This is a genomic window from Orbus hercynius (assembly GCF_003634275.1).
In the GTDB taxonomy this organism is placed as follows: domain Bacteria; phylum Pseudomonadota; class Gammaproteobacteria; order Enterobacterales; family Orbaceae; genus Orbus; species Orbus hercynius.
In genome coordinates, this window is record NZ_RBWY01000001.1 from 544331 (window position 1) to 558481 (window position 14151).

Annotated in this window: 23 protein-coding genes; all 23 read left to right on the forward strand. The window is 36.8% G+C overall.

Annotated features, from left to right (window positions below; translation table 11 throughout):
- The 23 genes from DES39_RS10910 to DES39_RS02725 all read left to right on the forward strand — a co-directional run bounded on the left by DES39_RS10910 (position 1) and on the right by DES39_RS02725 (position 14150).
- Positions 1-150, forward strand: coding sequence for a hypothetical protein (locus tag DES39_RS10910; protein ID WP_170143317.1), 150 nt, complete (start codon positions 1-3; stop codon positions 148-150).
- On the forward strand, positions 137-1180 hold the full coding sequence (locus DES39_RS02610) for a replication protein (protein ID WP_121144201.1): 1044 nt from the start codon (positions 137-139) through the stop codon (positions 1178-1180). Before DES39_RS10910 ends, DES39_RS02610 begins: the two co-directional genes overlap by 14 nt.
- A complete protein-coding gene (locus DES39_RS02615) occupies positions 1177-2520 on the forward strand; it encodes a replicative DNA helicase (protein ID WP_121144202.1) in 1344 nt (447 codons plus the stop codon). Before DES39_RS02610 ends, DES39_RS02615 begins: the two co-directional genes overlap by 4 nt.
- A 271-nt stretch (positions 2521-2791) precedes the next feature.
- The gene (locus tag DES39_RS02625) at positions 2792-2992 is read left to right on the forward strand and encodes a hypothetical protein (protein ID WP_121144204.1); all 201 of its coding nucleotides are present in this window, start codon (positions 2792-2794) and stop codon (positions 2990-2992) included.
- Positions 2985-3266, forward strand: coding sequence for a hypothetical protein (locus DES39_RS02630; RefSeq protein WP_121144205.1), 282 nt, complete (start codon positions 2985-2987; stop codon positions 3264-3266). Before DES39_RS02625 ends, DES39_RS02630 begins: the two co-directional genes overlap by 8 nt.
- Complete coding sequence (locus tag DES39_RS02635; RefSeq protein WP_121144206.1) at positions 3259-3477, forward strand: hypothetical protein; 219 nt, start codon at positions 3259-3261, stop codon at positions 3475-3477. Before DES39_RS02630 ends, DES39_RS02635 begins: the two co-directional genes overlap by 8 nt.
- Positions 3470-3817, forward strand: coding sequence for a hypothetical protein (locus DES39_RS02640; RefSeq protein WP_121144207.1), 348 nt, complete (start codon positions 3470-3472; stop codon positions 3815-3817). The genes DES39_RS02635 and DES39_RS02640 overlap by 8 nt, the downstream gene beginning before the upstream one ends.
- On the forward strand, positions 3814-4089 hold the full coding sequence (locus tag DES39_RS02645; protein ID WP_121144208.1) for a DUF3310 domain-containing protein: 276 nt from the start codon (positions 3814-3816) through the stop codon (positions 4087-4089). Before DES39_RS02640 ends, DES39_RS02645 begins: the two co-directional genes overlap by 4 nt.
- Positions 4090-4091: 2 nt before the next feature.
- Positions 4092-4538: a NinB/YbcN family protein gene (locus tag DES39_RS02650; RefSeq protein ID WP_121144209.1), complete on the forward strand. Its 447-nt coding sequence runs from the start codon at positions 4092-4094 to the stop codon at positions 4536-4538.
- A gap of 191 nt (positions 4539-4729) precedes the next feature.
- The gene (locus DES39_RS02660; protein ID WP_121144211.1) at positions 4730-5077 is read left to right on the forward strand and encodes a Ref family recombination enhancement nuclease; all 348 of its coding nucleotides are present in this window, start codon (positions 4730-4732) and stop codon (positions 5075-5077) included.
- Positions 5074-5439 carry a RusA family crossover junction endodeoxyribonuclease gene (locus DES39_RS02665; RefSeq protein ID WP_121144212.1) on the forward strand — a complete coding sequence of 122 codons (366 nt, stop codon included), beginning with the start codon at positions 5074-5076 and terminating at the stop codon, positions 5437-5439. Before DES39_RS02660 ends, DES39_RS02665 begins: the two co-directional genes overlap by 4 nt.
- Positions 5433-5936: a hypothetical protein gene (locus DES39_RS02670; RefSeq protein WP_121144213.1), complete on the forward strand. Its 504-nt coding sequence runs from the start codon at positions 5433-5435 to the stop codon at positions 5934-5936. Before DES39_RS02665 ends, DES39_RS02670 begins: the two co-directional genes overlap by 7 nt.
- 372 nt (positions 5937-6308) lie before the next feature.
- The gene (locus DES39_RS02675) at positions 6309-6533 is read left to right on the forward strand and encodes a hypothetical protein (RefSeq protein WP_121144214.1); all 225 of its coding nucleotides are present in this window, start codon (positions 6309-6311) and stop codon (positions 6531-6533) included.
- 44 nt (positions 6534-6577) lie between these two features.
- Complete coding sequence (locus DES39_RS02680; RefSeq protein WP_121144215.1) at positions 6578-7120, forward strand: hypothetical protein; 543 nt, start codon at positions 6578-6580, stop codon at positions 7118-7120.
- A gap of 211 nt (positions 7121-7331) precedes the next feature.
- Entirely contained in the window at positions 7332-7571 is a 240-nt protein-coding gene (locus DES39_RS02685; RefSeq protein WP_211324594.1) for a phage holin family protein, read from the forward strand.
- Positions 7531-8061, forward strand: a complete 531-nt coding sequence (locus tag DES39_RS02690; protein ID WP_121144216.1) for a lysozyme — start codon at positions 7531-7533, stop codon at positions 8059-8061. The genes DES39_RS02685 and DES39_RS02690 overlap by 41 nt, the downstream gene beginning before the upstream one ends.
- Positions 8034-8486, forward strand: a complete 453-nt coding sequence (locus DES39_RS02695; protein ID WP_121144217.1) for a lysis protein — start codon at positions 8034-8036, stop codon at positions 8484-8486. Before DES39_RS02690 ends, DES39_RS02695 begins: the two co-directional genes overlap by 28 nt.
- A 97-nt stretch (positions 8487-8583) precedes the next feature.
- Positions 8584-9024, forward strand: coding sequence for a hypothetical protein (locus tag DES39_RS02700; RefSeq protein WP_121144218.1), 441 nt, complete (start codon positions 8584-8586; stop codon positions 9022-9024).
- 260 nt (positions 9025-9284) lie between these two features.
- Positions 9285-9971 carry a KilA-N domain-containing protein gene (locus tag DES39_RS02705; RefSeq protein ID WP_121144219.1) on the forward strand — a complete coding sequence of 229 codons (687 nt, stop codon included), beginning with the start codon at positions 9285-9287 and terminating at the stop codon, positions 9969-9971.
- 9 nt (positions 9972-9980) lie between these two features.
- Positions 9981-10496, forward strand: coding sequence for a terminase small subunit (locus DES39_RS02710; RefSeq protein ID WP_121144220.1), 516 nt, complete (start codon positions 9981-9983; stop codon positions 10494-10496).
- Positions 10489-11838 carry a PBSX family phage terminase large subunit gene (locus DES39_RS02715; RefSeq protein ID WP_121144221.1) on the forward strand — a complete coding sequence of 450 codons (1350 nt, stop codon included), beginning with the start codon at positions 10489-10491 and terminating at the stop codon, positions 11836-11838. Before DES39_RS02710 ends, DES39_RS02715 begins: the two co-directional genes overlap by 8 nt.
- A gap of 7 nt (positions 11839-11845) precedes the next feature.
- Positions 11846-13414, forward strand: coding sequence for a phage portal protein (locus tag DES39_RS02720; RefSeq protein WP_121144222.1), 1569 nt, complete (start codon positions 11846-11848; stop codon positions 13412-13414).
- Positions 13374-14150 (forward strand): phage head morphogenesis protein, encoded by a 777-nt coding sequence (locus DES39_RS02725; protein ID WP_170143318.1) that lies wholly within the window; start codon positions 13374-13376, stop codon positions 14148-14150. Before DES39_RS02720 ends, DES39_RS02725 begins: the two co-directional genes overlap by 41 nt.
- Position 14151: the final 1 nt, after the last annotated feature.

Consider the following 14151-nt stretch of genomic DNA (forward strand, 5'->3'; position numbering starts at 1 on the left):
ATGAAAAAGAATAAAACAAATTACACAGCATGTCAACGGGCAGATAAACCCGACGAGTTGGCCATGATCGCATTAAAAAACAAACCATTTGCAAAGCGATTTGTTGAAGAGTTTAAAAAAGCAAAAGGGGGCGATCATGTCCGTAGCTGAAGTAATAAAATTTCAACCCAAAGAGGTTCGGATGGCTGATTTAGATGATGGCTATACTCGTATTGCTAATGAGTTATTAGAAAAAATAATATCATCACAATTAACCTCAAGACAGCTGAATGTCTTACTTGCAATCGCCCGGAAAACTTATGGATATAACAAAAAAACTGACTGGATCGGGAATAAGCAATTATCCGCATTAACTGGGTATGCAGAAACAAGATGCTCAACAATAAAGAATGAGTTAATCAACATGCGTATTGTAATTTCAAACGGTAGAGCTTGCGGGATTAACAAGAATTTAACCGAGTGGAATATTAACGTTACCCATTTAGGTAAAACATTTACCAAAACGAGTAAGAAAACCTTTACTAAAACGGTAAATAGCTCTTTACCAAAAGAGGTAAACACAAAAGACAATATTACAAAAGAAAAAAGAAATACCCCTATATCCCCTAAAGGGGGAAAAGTTAGCGATGAAATTCTTGAATTAGAAAATCAAGCTAAATCGCTGATTGAATATTACAACACTACGAGAACCGCTCATTGTAAAAATCACGATCCTTTCTTGAAAGCATTAAAAAAATACAGTTTTGATGATGTAAGAATGGTAATTGATTGGTTTGCCGAAACTGGGAAACAAAATGCAAAGCCAGAGAATATCTGCCGAATGACTAGATTTGACGGTTATTTGTCTGACGCTATTAAATTTAAACAGTCACAAAAAACATACACTCAAATACTTGATAAATTCAATTTAATTTGTGGTGAGAAGCTAGGCCGCGTAGATGACTTAACTGTAGACCGGATACATAAAATAGATAAGTTAATCATTGAACTAACAAAAAAAACAGACAGACCGCTTGATGCTATTGAAGCTTACTTTGAAACGCTAATAGAAATATCTACCGATCTGGATATTAAAAACCCAGCGACGAATTGGGAAATGACTTTTGATTACGTGTTGTCGGTTACGTGCTTAGTGAAAACTAGAGAAAAATACAACAGAATCAATGGTGGCCAACAATGAGTGTACAGCAATTAGAAGGCTCTGTGATCGGTGGATTGCTGCTCAACGGAGCAAATCAAAATTCATTTGATGTTTTAAATATCGTTAATGAAAGCATGTTCACTGTGGGGTTATACCGAAACTTATTCAAAGAAATTAAACAACAAGCTTTATCAAAAAATATTATTGATCCCGTTATTTTGAGTGGGAAGTTAACGGGACAGGATTCGGCGAACATGTTTGAATCAATGAAAATGTGTCACAGCCCGGCAAATATCATTGGCTACGCTCGCATGATGAAAGAAGACTATCAAGCAAGAAAAATAAGCCAGCTGATAAAAAAAGCAAATAACGACATTAATTCATCAGCTAATGCGGATATTACAAAAGATATCGTCAAAGACTTAATAAAAGAATTTGAGATGATCAACACGAGTTCAGAAGAGTTAGAGCCAATTCACATTAACGATGTTCTCGGCTCAATGTTTGAAACTCTTGAAAACCGAATGAACGGTATAGAAAAAGTGATTAATTTCTCCATTCCAGATCTTGATAAAAAAATCGGCGGGCTAGAGCCTAGCGACTACATAATTTTAGCTGCTAGACCTTCGATGGGTAAAACTGAATTAGCGCTTGAAGCGATAAAACAAATGGCAATGAAAGGGCATGGTGTTTTAGTTTTCTCACTTGAAATGTCAGCTAGTCAACTGGCACAAAGACAAGTTGCATCAACAGGGAATATCGCTTCCGGTAAATTTAGAAATCCCGCTGACCTTGAAGAATCCGACTGGGGGAAAATTAGCGCTGGAATCGGACAGATGATGAACTTACCGATCTGGATGGTAGATATCAGCGACCTAACTATTGAAAAAATTAGAAATGTAGCGCGAAGGCATAAGCAAAAACATCCTGAATTAGCAGCAATATTTATCGATTATTTAGGATTAATCAAACTGCCAAAAGCTGAGCGAAATGATATCGCCGTGGGGATTGTATCAAGTGAAATTAAATCTATGGCGAAAGAGCTTAAAACACCTGTGATTGCACTTAGTCAGTTGTCAAGAAAGGTAGAGGAACGCCCAAACAAAAGGCCAATGAATAGTGACTTGAGGAACTCCGGTGACATTGAGCAAGACGCGGACTTAACAATTTTTATCTATCGCGACGAGTACTACAACAAAGAGAATTCAACGCAAAAAGGGATCGCCGAATTAATTATCGGTAAAGCTCGAAATGGCGAAACTGGGACTGTGTACATGGAATTTAGAAACGGGCATTTTTATAACACGGATCAGGCTAGAGCAAGCGAAATAGCAAACAGTAAATCGGTAAATCAGAATGCAAAAAAAGCAGTATTTTAACCACTGCCAACTAGCTCACTCTGATCCAGAGCTAGAACAAAAATATCTATATGCACATAGCATCAGATACAGATTAAAAAACGGTTTAGCTACACAGTTCGAGATTAAGGCAGAGCTAAACAAGCGTAGCGATAAAGAAGAAATTAGGCAGATATTAGAGGAGTTGATGGGTGAAAGAACTAGATAAGTACGCGTTCAGATTGTTGGCTTTTTGGTCTCTAGTTAGTTTTAGTTTTTGGGCTTTGGTTATTTGGGCAATAGTGGGGTGAGTATGATTGATTCAATATTTTGGTGGATTGGTGCGGTGGTTGTTTTTACTGCTTCATTTTGTGTGATTTTATTTATTGTCGGCTTTACTGTTCAAGCTACGCTTAATTATTTTTGGCAAAAAATACTTAGAACAAAAGGAATGATTGATCTTCAAATAGCTTGGAAATTTTACGAAAAGCATAAGGATTCAATCAATGACTAGAGCAAAAAGCGAATTAGTTGAATATAAAAAAGACCGAGAAAACGGCAGCAGAATATGGGTTTACGAGTTATCCCACAGCAATAAAGAAACCACATTACGTCAGGATTTTATAATTAATCTTGATAAATTTGGGAGATTTAAACTAGATGTTAAGTTTGATGATTTTCCAGAGCTTTCAACTAAAAAAGAAAATGCTAAAAAAATGGCTGACTGGTTAATGAGGTTAAGTTTGGCAATCCGAAGCGGAGTTAAAGAAGGGGTATTCAATGACTAAATTAACACCACTAAATATCAAAATTGAGCAATTGGCTTTTGAGTTCAGCCTTGAGGAAAAAATTGCGCTTGAATTTGGTGATAAAGCAAACGAAGCAAAGGCTGTGTTATTCAGAAAAACAAAAAAAGGTTTATATGTTGAAAAAGAAGTTAAAAAACTATTTAGGGCATGGCTTAAAAAAATTGAATTGGCTAGGAGTAATGATGACTAAGCCAACACTAGATGATTTTCTCAAAAACCAAAATCAGTCCATGAGGGATGGTTATTATCCTGACTTTATGAGTTGTCTGTCATTAAAAGCATCAAGCTTTAGTTTTAAAGAATTTAGAAATATTAAAGATGAGTTTTTTTGGATTTTAAATCAAGAAGCTTATATGTTCCCTATTTACTTTCTAGTTTTACTGTTTTATGCGATCGCAGTGGTTACAACGCCGTTCCTTTTCCCGGTTAATGCCTTCATTTACTGGATGAGAACTAAAGGAGCATATAGACGCTATCACGAACGCATGAAAAATAAACCAAAGTTAATGATTAACGGAGTTGAACAATGATTATAATTAACCAAAAAAGAAAAAGAAAAAGGCGGCGAGTGATTAGTGAACAAGTTAAAAATCCGAAGCACTATCAAATAATTGACGGCTTTGAATCCATAGATGTTATCGCTTGCAGTATGACAGAAGAGCAGTTTAAAGGGTTTTGCTTGGGTAATATTTTAAAGTATCGAATTAGAGCAGGAAACAAAGATGCTCTAGAGCAAGATATTGCAAAAGCTAATGAGTACAAGTCTATCTTTGAAAGTAAAAAGCATTTGTGTAGGGGTTAACAATGGAAGATATTTGCTTACACGAATCAAACATTAAAAGCGTATTTAAAACTTTATCTGAGCTCGTTTTAAGCGGCAAGCGATATCGAATTATCATCAAGGTTTGGAAAGATAAGCGCAGCATTGATCAGAACTCGTTATCACACATGTGGTATGCGGACATCGCTAAACAAGGCAATGAGCGAATAGGAAAAAATGAGTTTGATATCGACAACGTAAAAAAGGACTTAAAAAAGGCGTTCTTAGGCTATGAGGTTGTTAGTTATACCGATGTTGTGACAGGTGAAGAAAGACGCGTTAAACGCTTAAAAAAGACCTCAGAATTAGATACCGGAGATATGCACATATATTTACAAAGAATTGAAACATGGGCTTATCAAAACGGATTTGAATTAAGAATACCAAACGATTGTGAATATCGAAAACTACAAGATGAGCAGGTGAAATGATGAAAGCGTTAATTTTTTCAATATTTATAATTTTATTTATTACAAGTGGTTTCGTGTTTTTTGCGTACGTTGGTTGCGGCGGTGATTTTTTTAACATAAATGTTGGATTCATCGGGGGAATATCATTTCTGTGTAGTTTGGCTCTTTCCCCTCTGATTTTTGACTTTTATAAAGATAATTTGGAGTAGTTAATGCTTAAATCTCGCAATGTAACTAAAGAGCAAGAACAATTTCATGATGATATTTGCCAGCATGTCGGCTGTTTAGCTTGTTGGCTTGAGGGGCGATTTAATGATTATGTCAGTGTTCATCATATCGACGGCAGAACCAAGCCAGATGCGCATTGGTTGGTTTTAGCGCCATGTGGCAATCATCATCAAATAGGCAGTGGGTGCGAAGCTATACATAAAAATAAGGCTAGATTTGTTAAGCAATATGGCACAGAAATGGAGCTATACAAAATGCAAGTGGAAATATTATTAGATAAAAAAATTCACGTTCCTGAGCGAGTGTTAAGTTTATCGGGGTTTAAAGCATGATTAAGTTAACTTTACCTTATCCGCCAACTGTAAATCATTATTGGGGAGCAGTCGGAAATCGCCGCTATATTAAACCTCAAGGCATTCAATTTAGAAATGAAGTAACCGGTATTGTTTTGCAAAATAAAGCCAATAAAAAGCTATCAGAACGGATTAGGGTTGATATTAACGCGTACATGCCGGATAGACGTAAACGTGACTTAGATAATATTAATAAAGCTATCTTTGACGCTTTAACTCATAGCGGTGTAATTATCGATGACGACCAAATAGATATATTACACAGTGAACGGAAAGAAGTATTAAAAGGCGGAAAGATTGAAATAATTATTAGTGAAATCGCAAGGGGTGATCAATGTTAGTTAATGAATATGTAGAAGTTAAAGCAATGAGTACAAAGCAGATTGCCAATTTAATCAATCTTGTTGAAAAAGAACGCAAGCAAGCTGAAGAGACTAAGCGTGAGCAGTTGGTTGATGAAGCAAAGCGAATGCTAAAGGCTTGGGGTGCTGTTAACTCATATTCAAGTCGATGCGGTTATAAAAACATTAGCTCTATGTTTAGCGCGTTATATCCTCGCTGTGACAAGATAGTGATCGAGAATGAAATCGAATTTGTCGAGGTTTCGTTATTGTCTCTTAAAAACTCAAATGATAAGAAAAAACAAGAACAATACAAAGTTGCAGAGCTTTACTACAAAGGCTTTGATGTGGTTGATTATGGCTGTGACTGGAGCGAGAGGTTAACAGCTTGCGATATTGCGACAGAATTAAGCATTAGCCGGAGGACGGTTTTTAATCGCCTAAATGAGCTGCATAGTTTTATTGTGAGCAATATCTCAAATTTCAACATTATTTAGAAAAATAGCAGCAAATTTAGTAATAAGTTTAACTTTTTATCGCTAAAGTGTTGCATTTGCACTCTAAATATACTACACTATTTATGTTGTATAGTTACGTTTAAAGTTATTATTTATCTCTTAAAGCCAAACGGTTTTTTTGCTATTTAATATCTTTTGCCTAGGTGGTTGATTTTCTTTCGTTGGGGAACGTACGAAATCAACCGCCATAACCTACCAATTAACTATCAACAAATAATTTATAAGCCTGACTTAACCGTCGGGCTTTTTTATTTAAAGTGTGAAAATAATTATTGACATGCGGACGTTAGTCCGCTATTATATCTCTCATAGACAGCAAATTGGTTGCAGTCGAAATCTAGGAGATTAAATATGAACGCATCAACAGCATTAGAAAAATTATTGGCAGCAGGCGGCAAGGTTTGGGAAAAAGGCGATATGAAACGCATTTACTTAAACATGGACTTGGTTAAAGCGCTAGATTCAAATATTAATTTCAATGACAAAAAACACAAATTATATTTTGACTTAAATACTAACCGCTTTGATGGTTCATCTAAATGTCTTGTTTCCTCTTTAAATAAAGAAATAGATTAATAAATCCGGCGCGCTCTGAGTGCGCCAACCTCTAGGAGAGAAAAATGTTAAGTTCAGAACTAAAATTTTATGGCGAAATGTTGTTCGGTGGATCATGGCAAGCTCAACTTGCTGAATACTTGAGAGTTGATCGCCGCAGGGTGACGGACTGGCTATCACGTGGGAATGTTCCTAATTTTGTAGATAATGAACTCGACGATCTAATGAAGCGTAGATTATTCGAGATTCAATCTGCGGTTAATATTAAAAATGGTGATTCTGATTTTTATGAGCAAATGAGTCTAGTTTGCGGCGAAACTCATTATCTACCGCGACGCATACACAAAGAACAAATTAAAACATTTTTATGCAGTTTAAAATGGTCAGTAATAAAAATCATAAACAGCGAAATAAAAAACAATCAAATATCTATTGATGAAGCGATACAAATTGCAGAAGATGAGTTTTTATCAAGTAATGACATAGCTAGTGCGATTGAAGCTAAAGAAATAGCGCTAATCGATATTGATATTGATGAGGTAAAAGAGCTAAGAGCTGATGCTCTCGTTGATTTAAAATATCAAATAGAAAGCTTTTTTGATAAATAATAGAATAATAAAGAATAAGCCGCTTAATTGCGGTTTTTTTATATCCAAAATTTGAGTAAGTTGGTAACTCTAATAAAACTAAAACTAAATCTAAATACTCGACTTACTCAATTCAAATCGGCGGCAACACTAGACACACTCACATCAAGCACAATGCTATTAGCTAGTACGCCGCCACTCATTAACCAACCGCTTCCAGTAGGAGGCATGTATGAAGACATTAAATATGGATAAATTCACATCGCCTCTGTCTTATTTCTGGGGTGTTATTTGCACGTTAATTGGAGCGCTTAGCTTGAACGATATAGCTATTGTTATTGGGATAATCTTATCTATCGCTACATTTTGTATTAACTGGGCTTATAAGCGTCGCGACTTTCAGCATAAAAAGACATTAAGAGAAGAGCACTATGCGAAACTTAACAAAGATAGCAACAACTGCGATTTGTAGTGTTTCAGCGATCATTGGTATTGTGTTGACTGATTACAATGATGACATCCGCACCAGCAAACAAGGACTTGAGATTATCGGCAATGCTGAAAGCTGCCGTAACCAACCTTATTATTGCCCGGCGAATATTTTAACTGTTGGCATTGGCTCAACAACTGGAACCATTGAACAGCGGGCCTATTCTGACGAGGAAATTGCGGCGCGTTGGGTGACTGATATCAAACACGCCGAGCAATGTGTGAATCAATACGCAAGCGGAGCTAAGTTACCGCAATCAGTGTTTGATGCAACCGTATCAATCACTTTCAATGTTGGCTGTTCTAAGATGAAAACATCAACGATGTATCGTTACCTGAATAATGGGACTTATCCATCCGCCTGCGATGAATTGCCAAGATGGAATAAATCGGCGGGTAAAGTGTTAAACGGCCTAGTTATCAGACGAGAAAAAGAGCGTGAATTATGTCTACTCGATTTAAATTTATCTTAGTGATAGCAATCATCGCAGTATTTGGCTTGCTTGTTACTATCTTAGTTGATATCAAAAACACCTATGTAGAACTCGGCTCGGTTAAAACCGAGTTAGTGCAAGTTAAGTCTGAGTTTAGTCAATATCAAACCTTAGTGCAGAAAGTGAATGAGATTGATCACAAATTTACGCAGGAGCTAACCGATGCAAAATCTGAAAATGATAAGCAGTATAATAACGTTATCAATAATATTGCCAGCTTGCAGCTCAACAATAGTAAGCCAAACCAAACCGGCTCCGCCGGCATGGATGATGCAAACGCCTGCGAACTCACTGGAGAAGCTCGACAAAATTATTATCTACTCCGAGATGACATCATCACAAAAGACAACCAAGTCTTAGGGTTGCAATCATATATAAAAAACGTTTGCTTAGTTGAGCAATAAGAGAGATTAATAAATGAAAGATGAATTTGACGACTTAATTAACGATGGCTGGAATGGTAATTAATGGTATAATAAATCATCTAAATAAGAGGTGATTATGCTATTAATTGAAAGAGTGGAAGATTATTTCGATGACTATGAAAGATTGGTTTCTGGATTTTATTTTAGTGAAATAAATGTCAGTGACAATGAATATTACTTAGATTTCATAAAGCAGGACTCTAAAAATAAATTAGAAAATTATAGTCCACTATCTTCATCTAGCACATTCAATATCACTGAGTCTTTAATTAACATATTTCACGCTAGAAGATATGAATTTCGTTTCAATAATAGAATGGTGCCATACTTTGCCGACCAAAAAATAGACTTTGATGATTACTGGAATTCAGAATTTACCCAAGCCCTTCTTAAATGTATCAAATTATATTTAAATGGTGAGAATGTTTCTGGCTGTCATGAGTATCAAGTTAACACTGAGTATAAAGATAAGAAAAGAGTCTCAGCAAGAGTTATAAAAATCACAGTGATCAAATAATTATTCATTTTTATTGCATAAAATATAAAAATTACCGCGAAGATATAAAATAAATCTGCATAACTATTCAATAACCGCTTAATTGCGGTTTTTTTACGTCTAAATTCAGCCACCTTCGGGTGGTTTTTTAATGCCTGTCGTACGGCAATTATCAACCAAGAGCTTTACAGAATGAGTCTAAGAGAATGACAGTTAATGTCTAACTCTTGGGGCTGTCTATTCTGTGCGAACTTAGGCTCATTCTATAGAGAGACATCAATATGAATATTTCAATCTTAAATACAAAAATTAATCAAGATAAAAAAGGCTTATTTTGCATTAATGATATCCATAAAGCATCGGGAGGCGAAAATAAGCATAAACCTAGTTATTGGCTTTCAAACCAACAAACAAAGGAACTTATTGATGAAATTATAAGCGATGGCGGAATTCCGACTTCGGTTGTTAAAGGTGGAGTGAAACAAGGTACTTACGTTTGCAAAGAATTGGTGTATGCGTACGCAATGTGGATTAATGCTAAATTCCATCTACATGTAATTAGAACCTTTGATAAGAGTGTGCAAGAAGATTATCAACGAAAAGCAACCCGTGAATTAGCAAGAGCAGAATACCGACCCATGACTGATGCCCTTAAGTATGAATTGAAATCTAATGGGAAAGAGCCAAAACCGTATGATTTTAGCAATGAAGCAAACCTCATTAACCGATTGGCTTTGGGAATGACAGCTTCAAAATTTAAAGACATTCATGATATAGGTAAAAACGAACCAATTCGTGATCATCTAACACCATGTCAAATTAAATGCATTACTGACTTACAAAGGGCCAATACAGCATTTATTCAACTTGGTATGAATTATGAAGAGCGCAAAACCAAATTAATGGAAATGTTCAAACGTAATCATATCATCCCATTATTTGAGGAACAGCAGTTATTAGCAGCATAAGGAATAAATATGGCAAAGCTCACCGCAAAACAAGAGCTGTTTTGTCGTGAGTACTTAATTGATCTCAACGCGACACAAGCAGCTATTAAAGCAGGATACAAAAAAAACAGTGCAGAAGTAACAGGATCAAAGCTGCTAAGAAATGCTAAGGTTAAAAACTTTATTCAGGAGTTAATGGGTGAACGCAACGAACGCAACAAGATTGATGCTGATTACGTCTTAAAGCGGCTAACTGAGATTGATCAGATGGATGTAGTAGATATTCTTAATGATAGCGGCGATTTGCTTCCTATTCGAGAATGGCCAAAAGTATGGCGAACCACATTGTCAGGATTAGATATCGCTATTATTGGTAGCGGAGATACTGAAGCCATTATGAAAAAAATCAAATGGCCTGATAAAGTCAAAAACCTTGAATTGCTTGGTAAGCATATTGATGTGCAGGCGTTTAAAGAGCAAAGAGAGACTGATTTAAACATTGGAATTGTAGATAAACCTCTTAGTGAGATTTTCAAGAATGGCTAATCCTTACTTTGAACCATTTATAAATAGCGCGCCTTACAAGGTTGCTTATGGTGGGCGAGGTAGTGGGAAATCATATTTCTTTGCTGAGTTAGCTATTGAAGTAGCAAGACGAACAAGGACTGTTATTTTATGCACACGTGAGTTTCAAGGATCAATTAGCGACTCAGTACATAAGCTACTAACCGAAACTATTAATAGACTTGGTTACGACAAAGAGTTTGAAATACAGAAGAATACAATAATACACCTTGGCAGTAAAACAACATTTGTTTTTGCTGGTGTTAAAAATAATATCACCAAAATTAAATCAATCCAAGGCGTTGGAATATGTTGGGTTGAGGAAGCGGAAGCGGTAACAAAAGATTCGTGGGATGTGTTATTGCCGTCAATTCGTGGCGACAAAAACTCAGAGATATGGGTTAGCTTTAACCCTAAAAATATACTTGATGACACGTATCAAAGATTTGTTATATCTCCTCCAAGTAATTCCATTGTGCTAAAAGCAAATTACGACGTTAATCCTTATTTCTATGAGTCACCATTGCCGGCTCAAATGGAAGAGTGCAAAGAAAAAGACTTCGAATTATATCGTCATATCTGGTTAGGTGAGCCAGTCGCTGATAGCTCAAAAGCATTTATTAAGCCTATGTGGCTTGAAGCTTGCATTGATTCACATATTAAACTTGGATTTGAACCAGAAGGAATTAGGCGCGTAGGATTCGACGTTGCAGACGATGGCGACGATAAAAACGCGCTAGTGATGCGACACGGGGCAATAGCCTTAGATTGTGACGAATGGAAAGGCGAGGATGTTATTTATTCAGCTGACCGGGTTGCTGACTATTTTAAACGTAACAAATGCGACGATATTATATTTGACTCGATCGGGGTTGGTGCTGGTGTAAAAGCGAGATATAACCGAACCGACGGAATAAAAGCAACCGGCTTTAATGCTGGCGGGGCTGTTTTCAAGCCTGACGCTGAATACGTGAAAGGGAAAAAGAACAAAGATATGTTTTCAAACATCAAGGCTCAAGCTTGGCAATCTGTTGCAGATAAATGTTACAACACATGGCGAGCTGTTAAGCACGGTGATAAATTCAATCCAGATCAATTAATTAGCATATCCAGCAAGATGAAAGATAAAGATTATCTCATTGCTGAACTATCAAGACCACAAGTTGACTATGACGGCAATGGCCGTGTTAAAGTTGAATCAAAGAAAGATATGAAGAAGCGCGGAATCCCAAGCCCGAACAAAGCCGATGCTTTCATTATGGCGTTTGCTGATGTCATGCCTAGACCAATGTCAATCAATCCAAATATATTTAATTATCTATAGGTGCTAAATGTCAAAGAAGAAAAAGCGATTAAATTCGAGAGTTACTCCTGCGCCAAAAACAGATAGCACTAAAAAAAACAATAACACTGATATTTTTAGAATAGCTGTTGAGCAGTTAATTAACGAACAACAAAATAAAATAAGTGTTAGTGAAATAATCAAGCCATACCGACCACCGAGTTACGTTGTGCCAGAGGGCGGAGAAAAGCATAGCCACCAACTAGCAAACGATGGCGCTTACACTAATATGCAATATGTTATTGATGGCGCTATAGGTTATAACGGCGTTGTTTTTAAAGGATATCCTCATTACGCGCAGCTTTATAACATGCCGGAGTTTCGCAAGATCATAGAGGTGATGTCTACCGAAATGACGCGCAAATGGATTGAGCTTAAATATACGGGTGATGATGAAGAAGTTAAGGATGATATATCCGAAAAAATTAACAAGATTAAGAAAGAGTTATCAAGACTAAATGTTCAAACTCGATTCGGTGAACTGATAGCGCATAACTTCATCTATGGCCGCGGACAGCTTTATATTAATTTAAAGATGCCAAAAGGAACTGGCTTAGTTCTTGATGACCCCATGGAATTAAAAGCGGCGCTATCGCTCAGTAAAACTAAAATACCTGAAGACGGGATCGTCTCACTAAACTTAATTGAACCAATCCAAACTACTGCGGCGGCATTAAATACAATCGACCCGTTAAAGGAAGATTATTACCAACCAACAACATGGTATGTTGCAGGTAAAGAAGTTCATAAGGATAGATTAATTACTTTAATCACCAATGAAGTGGCCACATTCTTAAAACCAGCGTTTAACTACGGCGGCCTATCTTTACTTCAATTGGTTGAGCCAACTGTAAACAACTGGCTAACCGTTAGAGATAGCGGAAAAGACTTAGTCAAGGGTAGTAATGTTTTCGCGCTTAAAACAGATATGCAAACTTTGCTTGCATCTGGTGATTGCAGTCCTGATGATTTAGTTAGAGCCGCCACTGATTTAAATTACCGCGCTAAGCTCTTCACGAAAATAAAAAGCACAAACGGCGTTATGTTGCTTGATTATGAAAAAGAAGAGCTAAGTAATATCAACGTCTCTATGGCCGGCATTGCTGAAATGATAACTAAGTATCAGGAGCAGCCAAGCCAAGTTACGGGCATCCCGGTAGTTAAATTAACCGGGAACACTCCGAGTGGGTTAAATGCATCTAGTGAGGGTGAGATTCAAGTCTTTTACGACATGATAGCAGCGCTTAAAGAAGCTTATATCAGAGAGCCTTTGCAATATATCATCAACATCGTTCAAATTTCTTTGTTCGGGGTGGTAGATGACAGTATCACGTTTGACTTTATACCGATGCAAGAGCTTACAGAGAAAGAGAAAGCAGAGATTGAGGCGATTGAGACGGCTACATTAGGCGAATTGGTCGATAGGGGTGTTGTTGCTGACACTGAGGCTAGAACAATCCTAAAAAATAACGGTAATCCTGCTTACGCTAGCTTAGAGGATATCGAGAGGGAGGAGGATGAAAAAGAACCTGAAAACCCTGAAGATAAATTCGATTAGACCATCATCAATTATTGAAGCAAATTATCACAAGAAGCTAGCTAAACTCGTAAAAATCACTCAAACCGACATCAACGCACTAATCAAAGACTACACAGAAGCCAAAAGTAATCCTTATTACGTCAATCTCATTGCAGATCGGTTTCGTGAATCAATTGATAAGTGGGGCGATAGGTTTTTACATGAGGCAAATGAGATAGCAACTGGCTTCACTGATGAATCATTGAATATGGTTGATCGCAGACTAAGTCGTGATTTCAAAAATGCTGACCTGACAATCAAGTTCCAAATGACAGAGAAGATGCAAGCAAAAATTCAAAGCAAGATAGCTGAGAATGTAGGGCTTATCCGCAGCATACCAAGTAAATACCTTGAAGAAGTGCAAGGCGCTGTAATGCGCTGTATTGAACGAGGTAATGACTTAAAAACACTCACTGAAATACTTGAATATCGATTTGGCGTGGCAAGTCGTCGAGCTAAGAATATTGCAAAGGACCAAGCTAACAAAGCAACGGTAGCATTTAATCGTCAGCGTCAGTTAGATGTAGGCATTAAAAAAGGCATATGGGTTCATAGTGGATTAGGTAAAGACAAACGCCAAAGTCACGTTAAGGCTGGCCGCGATAAATTGGTATTTGATTTAGAAAAAGGGGCTTACATAGATGGTGAATACATTTTGCCCGGTGAGCTAGTTAATTGCCACTGCACATGGCGAGCTTATCTTGGTGATTTTTAAT

Excerpts from the sequence above, each read along its gene's own strand:
- DES39_RS02670 (WP_121144213.1), top strand. The coding sequence starts at position 5,433 with ATGTTAGTTAATGAATATGTAGAAGTTAAAGCAATGAGTACAAAGCAG.
- DES39_RS02630 (WP_121144205.1), top strand. The coding sequence starts at position 2,985 with ATGACTAGAGCAAAAAGCGAATTAGTTGAATATAAAAAAGACCGAGAA.
- DES39_RS02680 (WP_121144215.1), top strand. The coding sequence starts at position 6,578 with ATGTTAAGTTCAGAACTAAAATTTTATGGCGAAATGTTGTTCGGTGGA.
- DES39_RS02635 (WP_121144206.1), top strand. The coding sequence starts at position 3,259 with ATGACTAAATTAACACCACTAAATATCAAAATTGAGCAATTGGCTTTT.
- DES39_RS02710 (WP_121144220.1), top strand. The coding sequence starts at position 9,981 with ATGGCAAAGCTCACCGCAAAACAAGAGCTGTTTTGTCGTGAGTACTTA.
- DES39_RS02685 (WP_211324594.1), top strand. The coding sequence starts at position 7,332 with ATGAAGACATTAAATATGGATAAATTCACATCGCCTCTGTCTTATTTC.
- DES39_RS02675 (WP_121144214.1), top strand. The coding sequence starts at position 6,309 with ATGAACGCATCAACAGCATTAGAAAAATTATTGGCAGCAGGCGGCAAG.
- DES39_RS02640 (WP_121144207.1), top strand. The coding sequence starts at position 3,470 with ATGACTAAGCCAACACTAGATGATTTTCTCAAAAACCAAAATCAGTCC.
- DES39_RS02720 (WP_121144222.1), top strand. The coding sequence starts at position 11,846 with ATGTCAAAGAAGAAAAAGCGATTAAATTCGAGAGTTACTCCTGCGCCA.
- DES39_RS02715 (WP_121144221.1), top strand. The coding sequence starts at position 10,489 with ATGGCTAATCCTTACTTTGAACCATTTATAAATAGCGCGCCTTACAAG.
- DES39_RS02660 (WP_121144211.1), top strand. The coding sequence starts at position 4,730 with ATGCTTAAATCTCGCAATGTAACTAAAGAGCAAGAACAATTTCATGAT.
- DES39_RS02650 (WP_121144209.1), top strand. The coding sequence starts at position 4,092 with ATGGAAGATATTTGCTTACACGAATCAAACATTAAAAGCGTATTTAAA.
- DES39_RS02645 (WP_121144208.1), top strand. The coding sequence starts at position 3,814 with ATGATTATAATTAACCAAAAAAGAAAAAGAAAAAGGCGGCGAGTGATT.
- DES39_RS02700 (WP_121144218.1), top strand. The coding sequence starts at position 8,584 with ATGCTATTAATTGAAAGAGTGGAAGATTATTTCGATGACTATGAAAGA.
- DES39_RS02690 (WP_121144216.1), top strand. The coding sequence starts at position 7,531 with ATGCGAAACTTAACAAAGATAGCAACAACTGCGATTTGTAGTGTTTCA.
- DES39_RS02665 (WP_121144212.1), top strand. The coding sequence starts at position 5,074 with ATGATTAAGTTAACTTTACCTTATCCGCCAACTGTAAATCATTATTGG.
- DES39_RS02725 (WP_170143318.1), top strand. The coding sequence starts at position 13,374 with ATGAAAAAGAACCTGAAAACCCTGAAGATAAATTCGATTAGACCATCA.
- DES39_RS10910 (WP_170143317.1), top strand. The coding sequence starts at position 1 with ATGAAAAAGAATAAAACAAATTACACAGCATGTCAACGGGCAGATAAA.
- DES39_RS02695 (WP_121144217.1), top strand. The coding sequence starts at position 8,034 with ATGTCTACTCGATTTAAATTTATCTTAGTGATAGCAATCATCGCAGTA.
- DES39_RS02610 (WP_121144201.1), top strand. The coding sequence starts at position 137 with ATGTCCGTAGCTGAAGTAATAAAATTTCAACCCAAAGAGGTTCGGATG.
- DES39_RS02705 (WP_121144219.1), top strand. The coding sequence starts at position 9,285 with ATGAATATTTCAATCTTAAATACAAAAATTAATCAAGATAAAAAAGGC.
- DES39_RS02615 (WP_121144202.1), top strand. The coding sequence starts at position 1,177 with ATGAGTGTACAGCAATTAGAAGGCTCTGTGATCGGTGGATTGCTGCTC.
- DES39_RS02625 (WP_121144204.1), top strand. The coding sequence starts at position 2,792 with ATGATTGATTCAATATTTTGGTGGATTGGTGCGGTGGTTGTTTTTACT.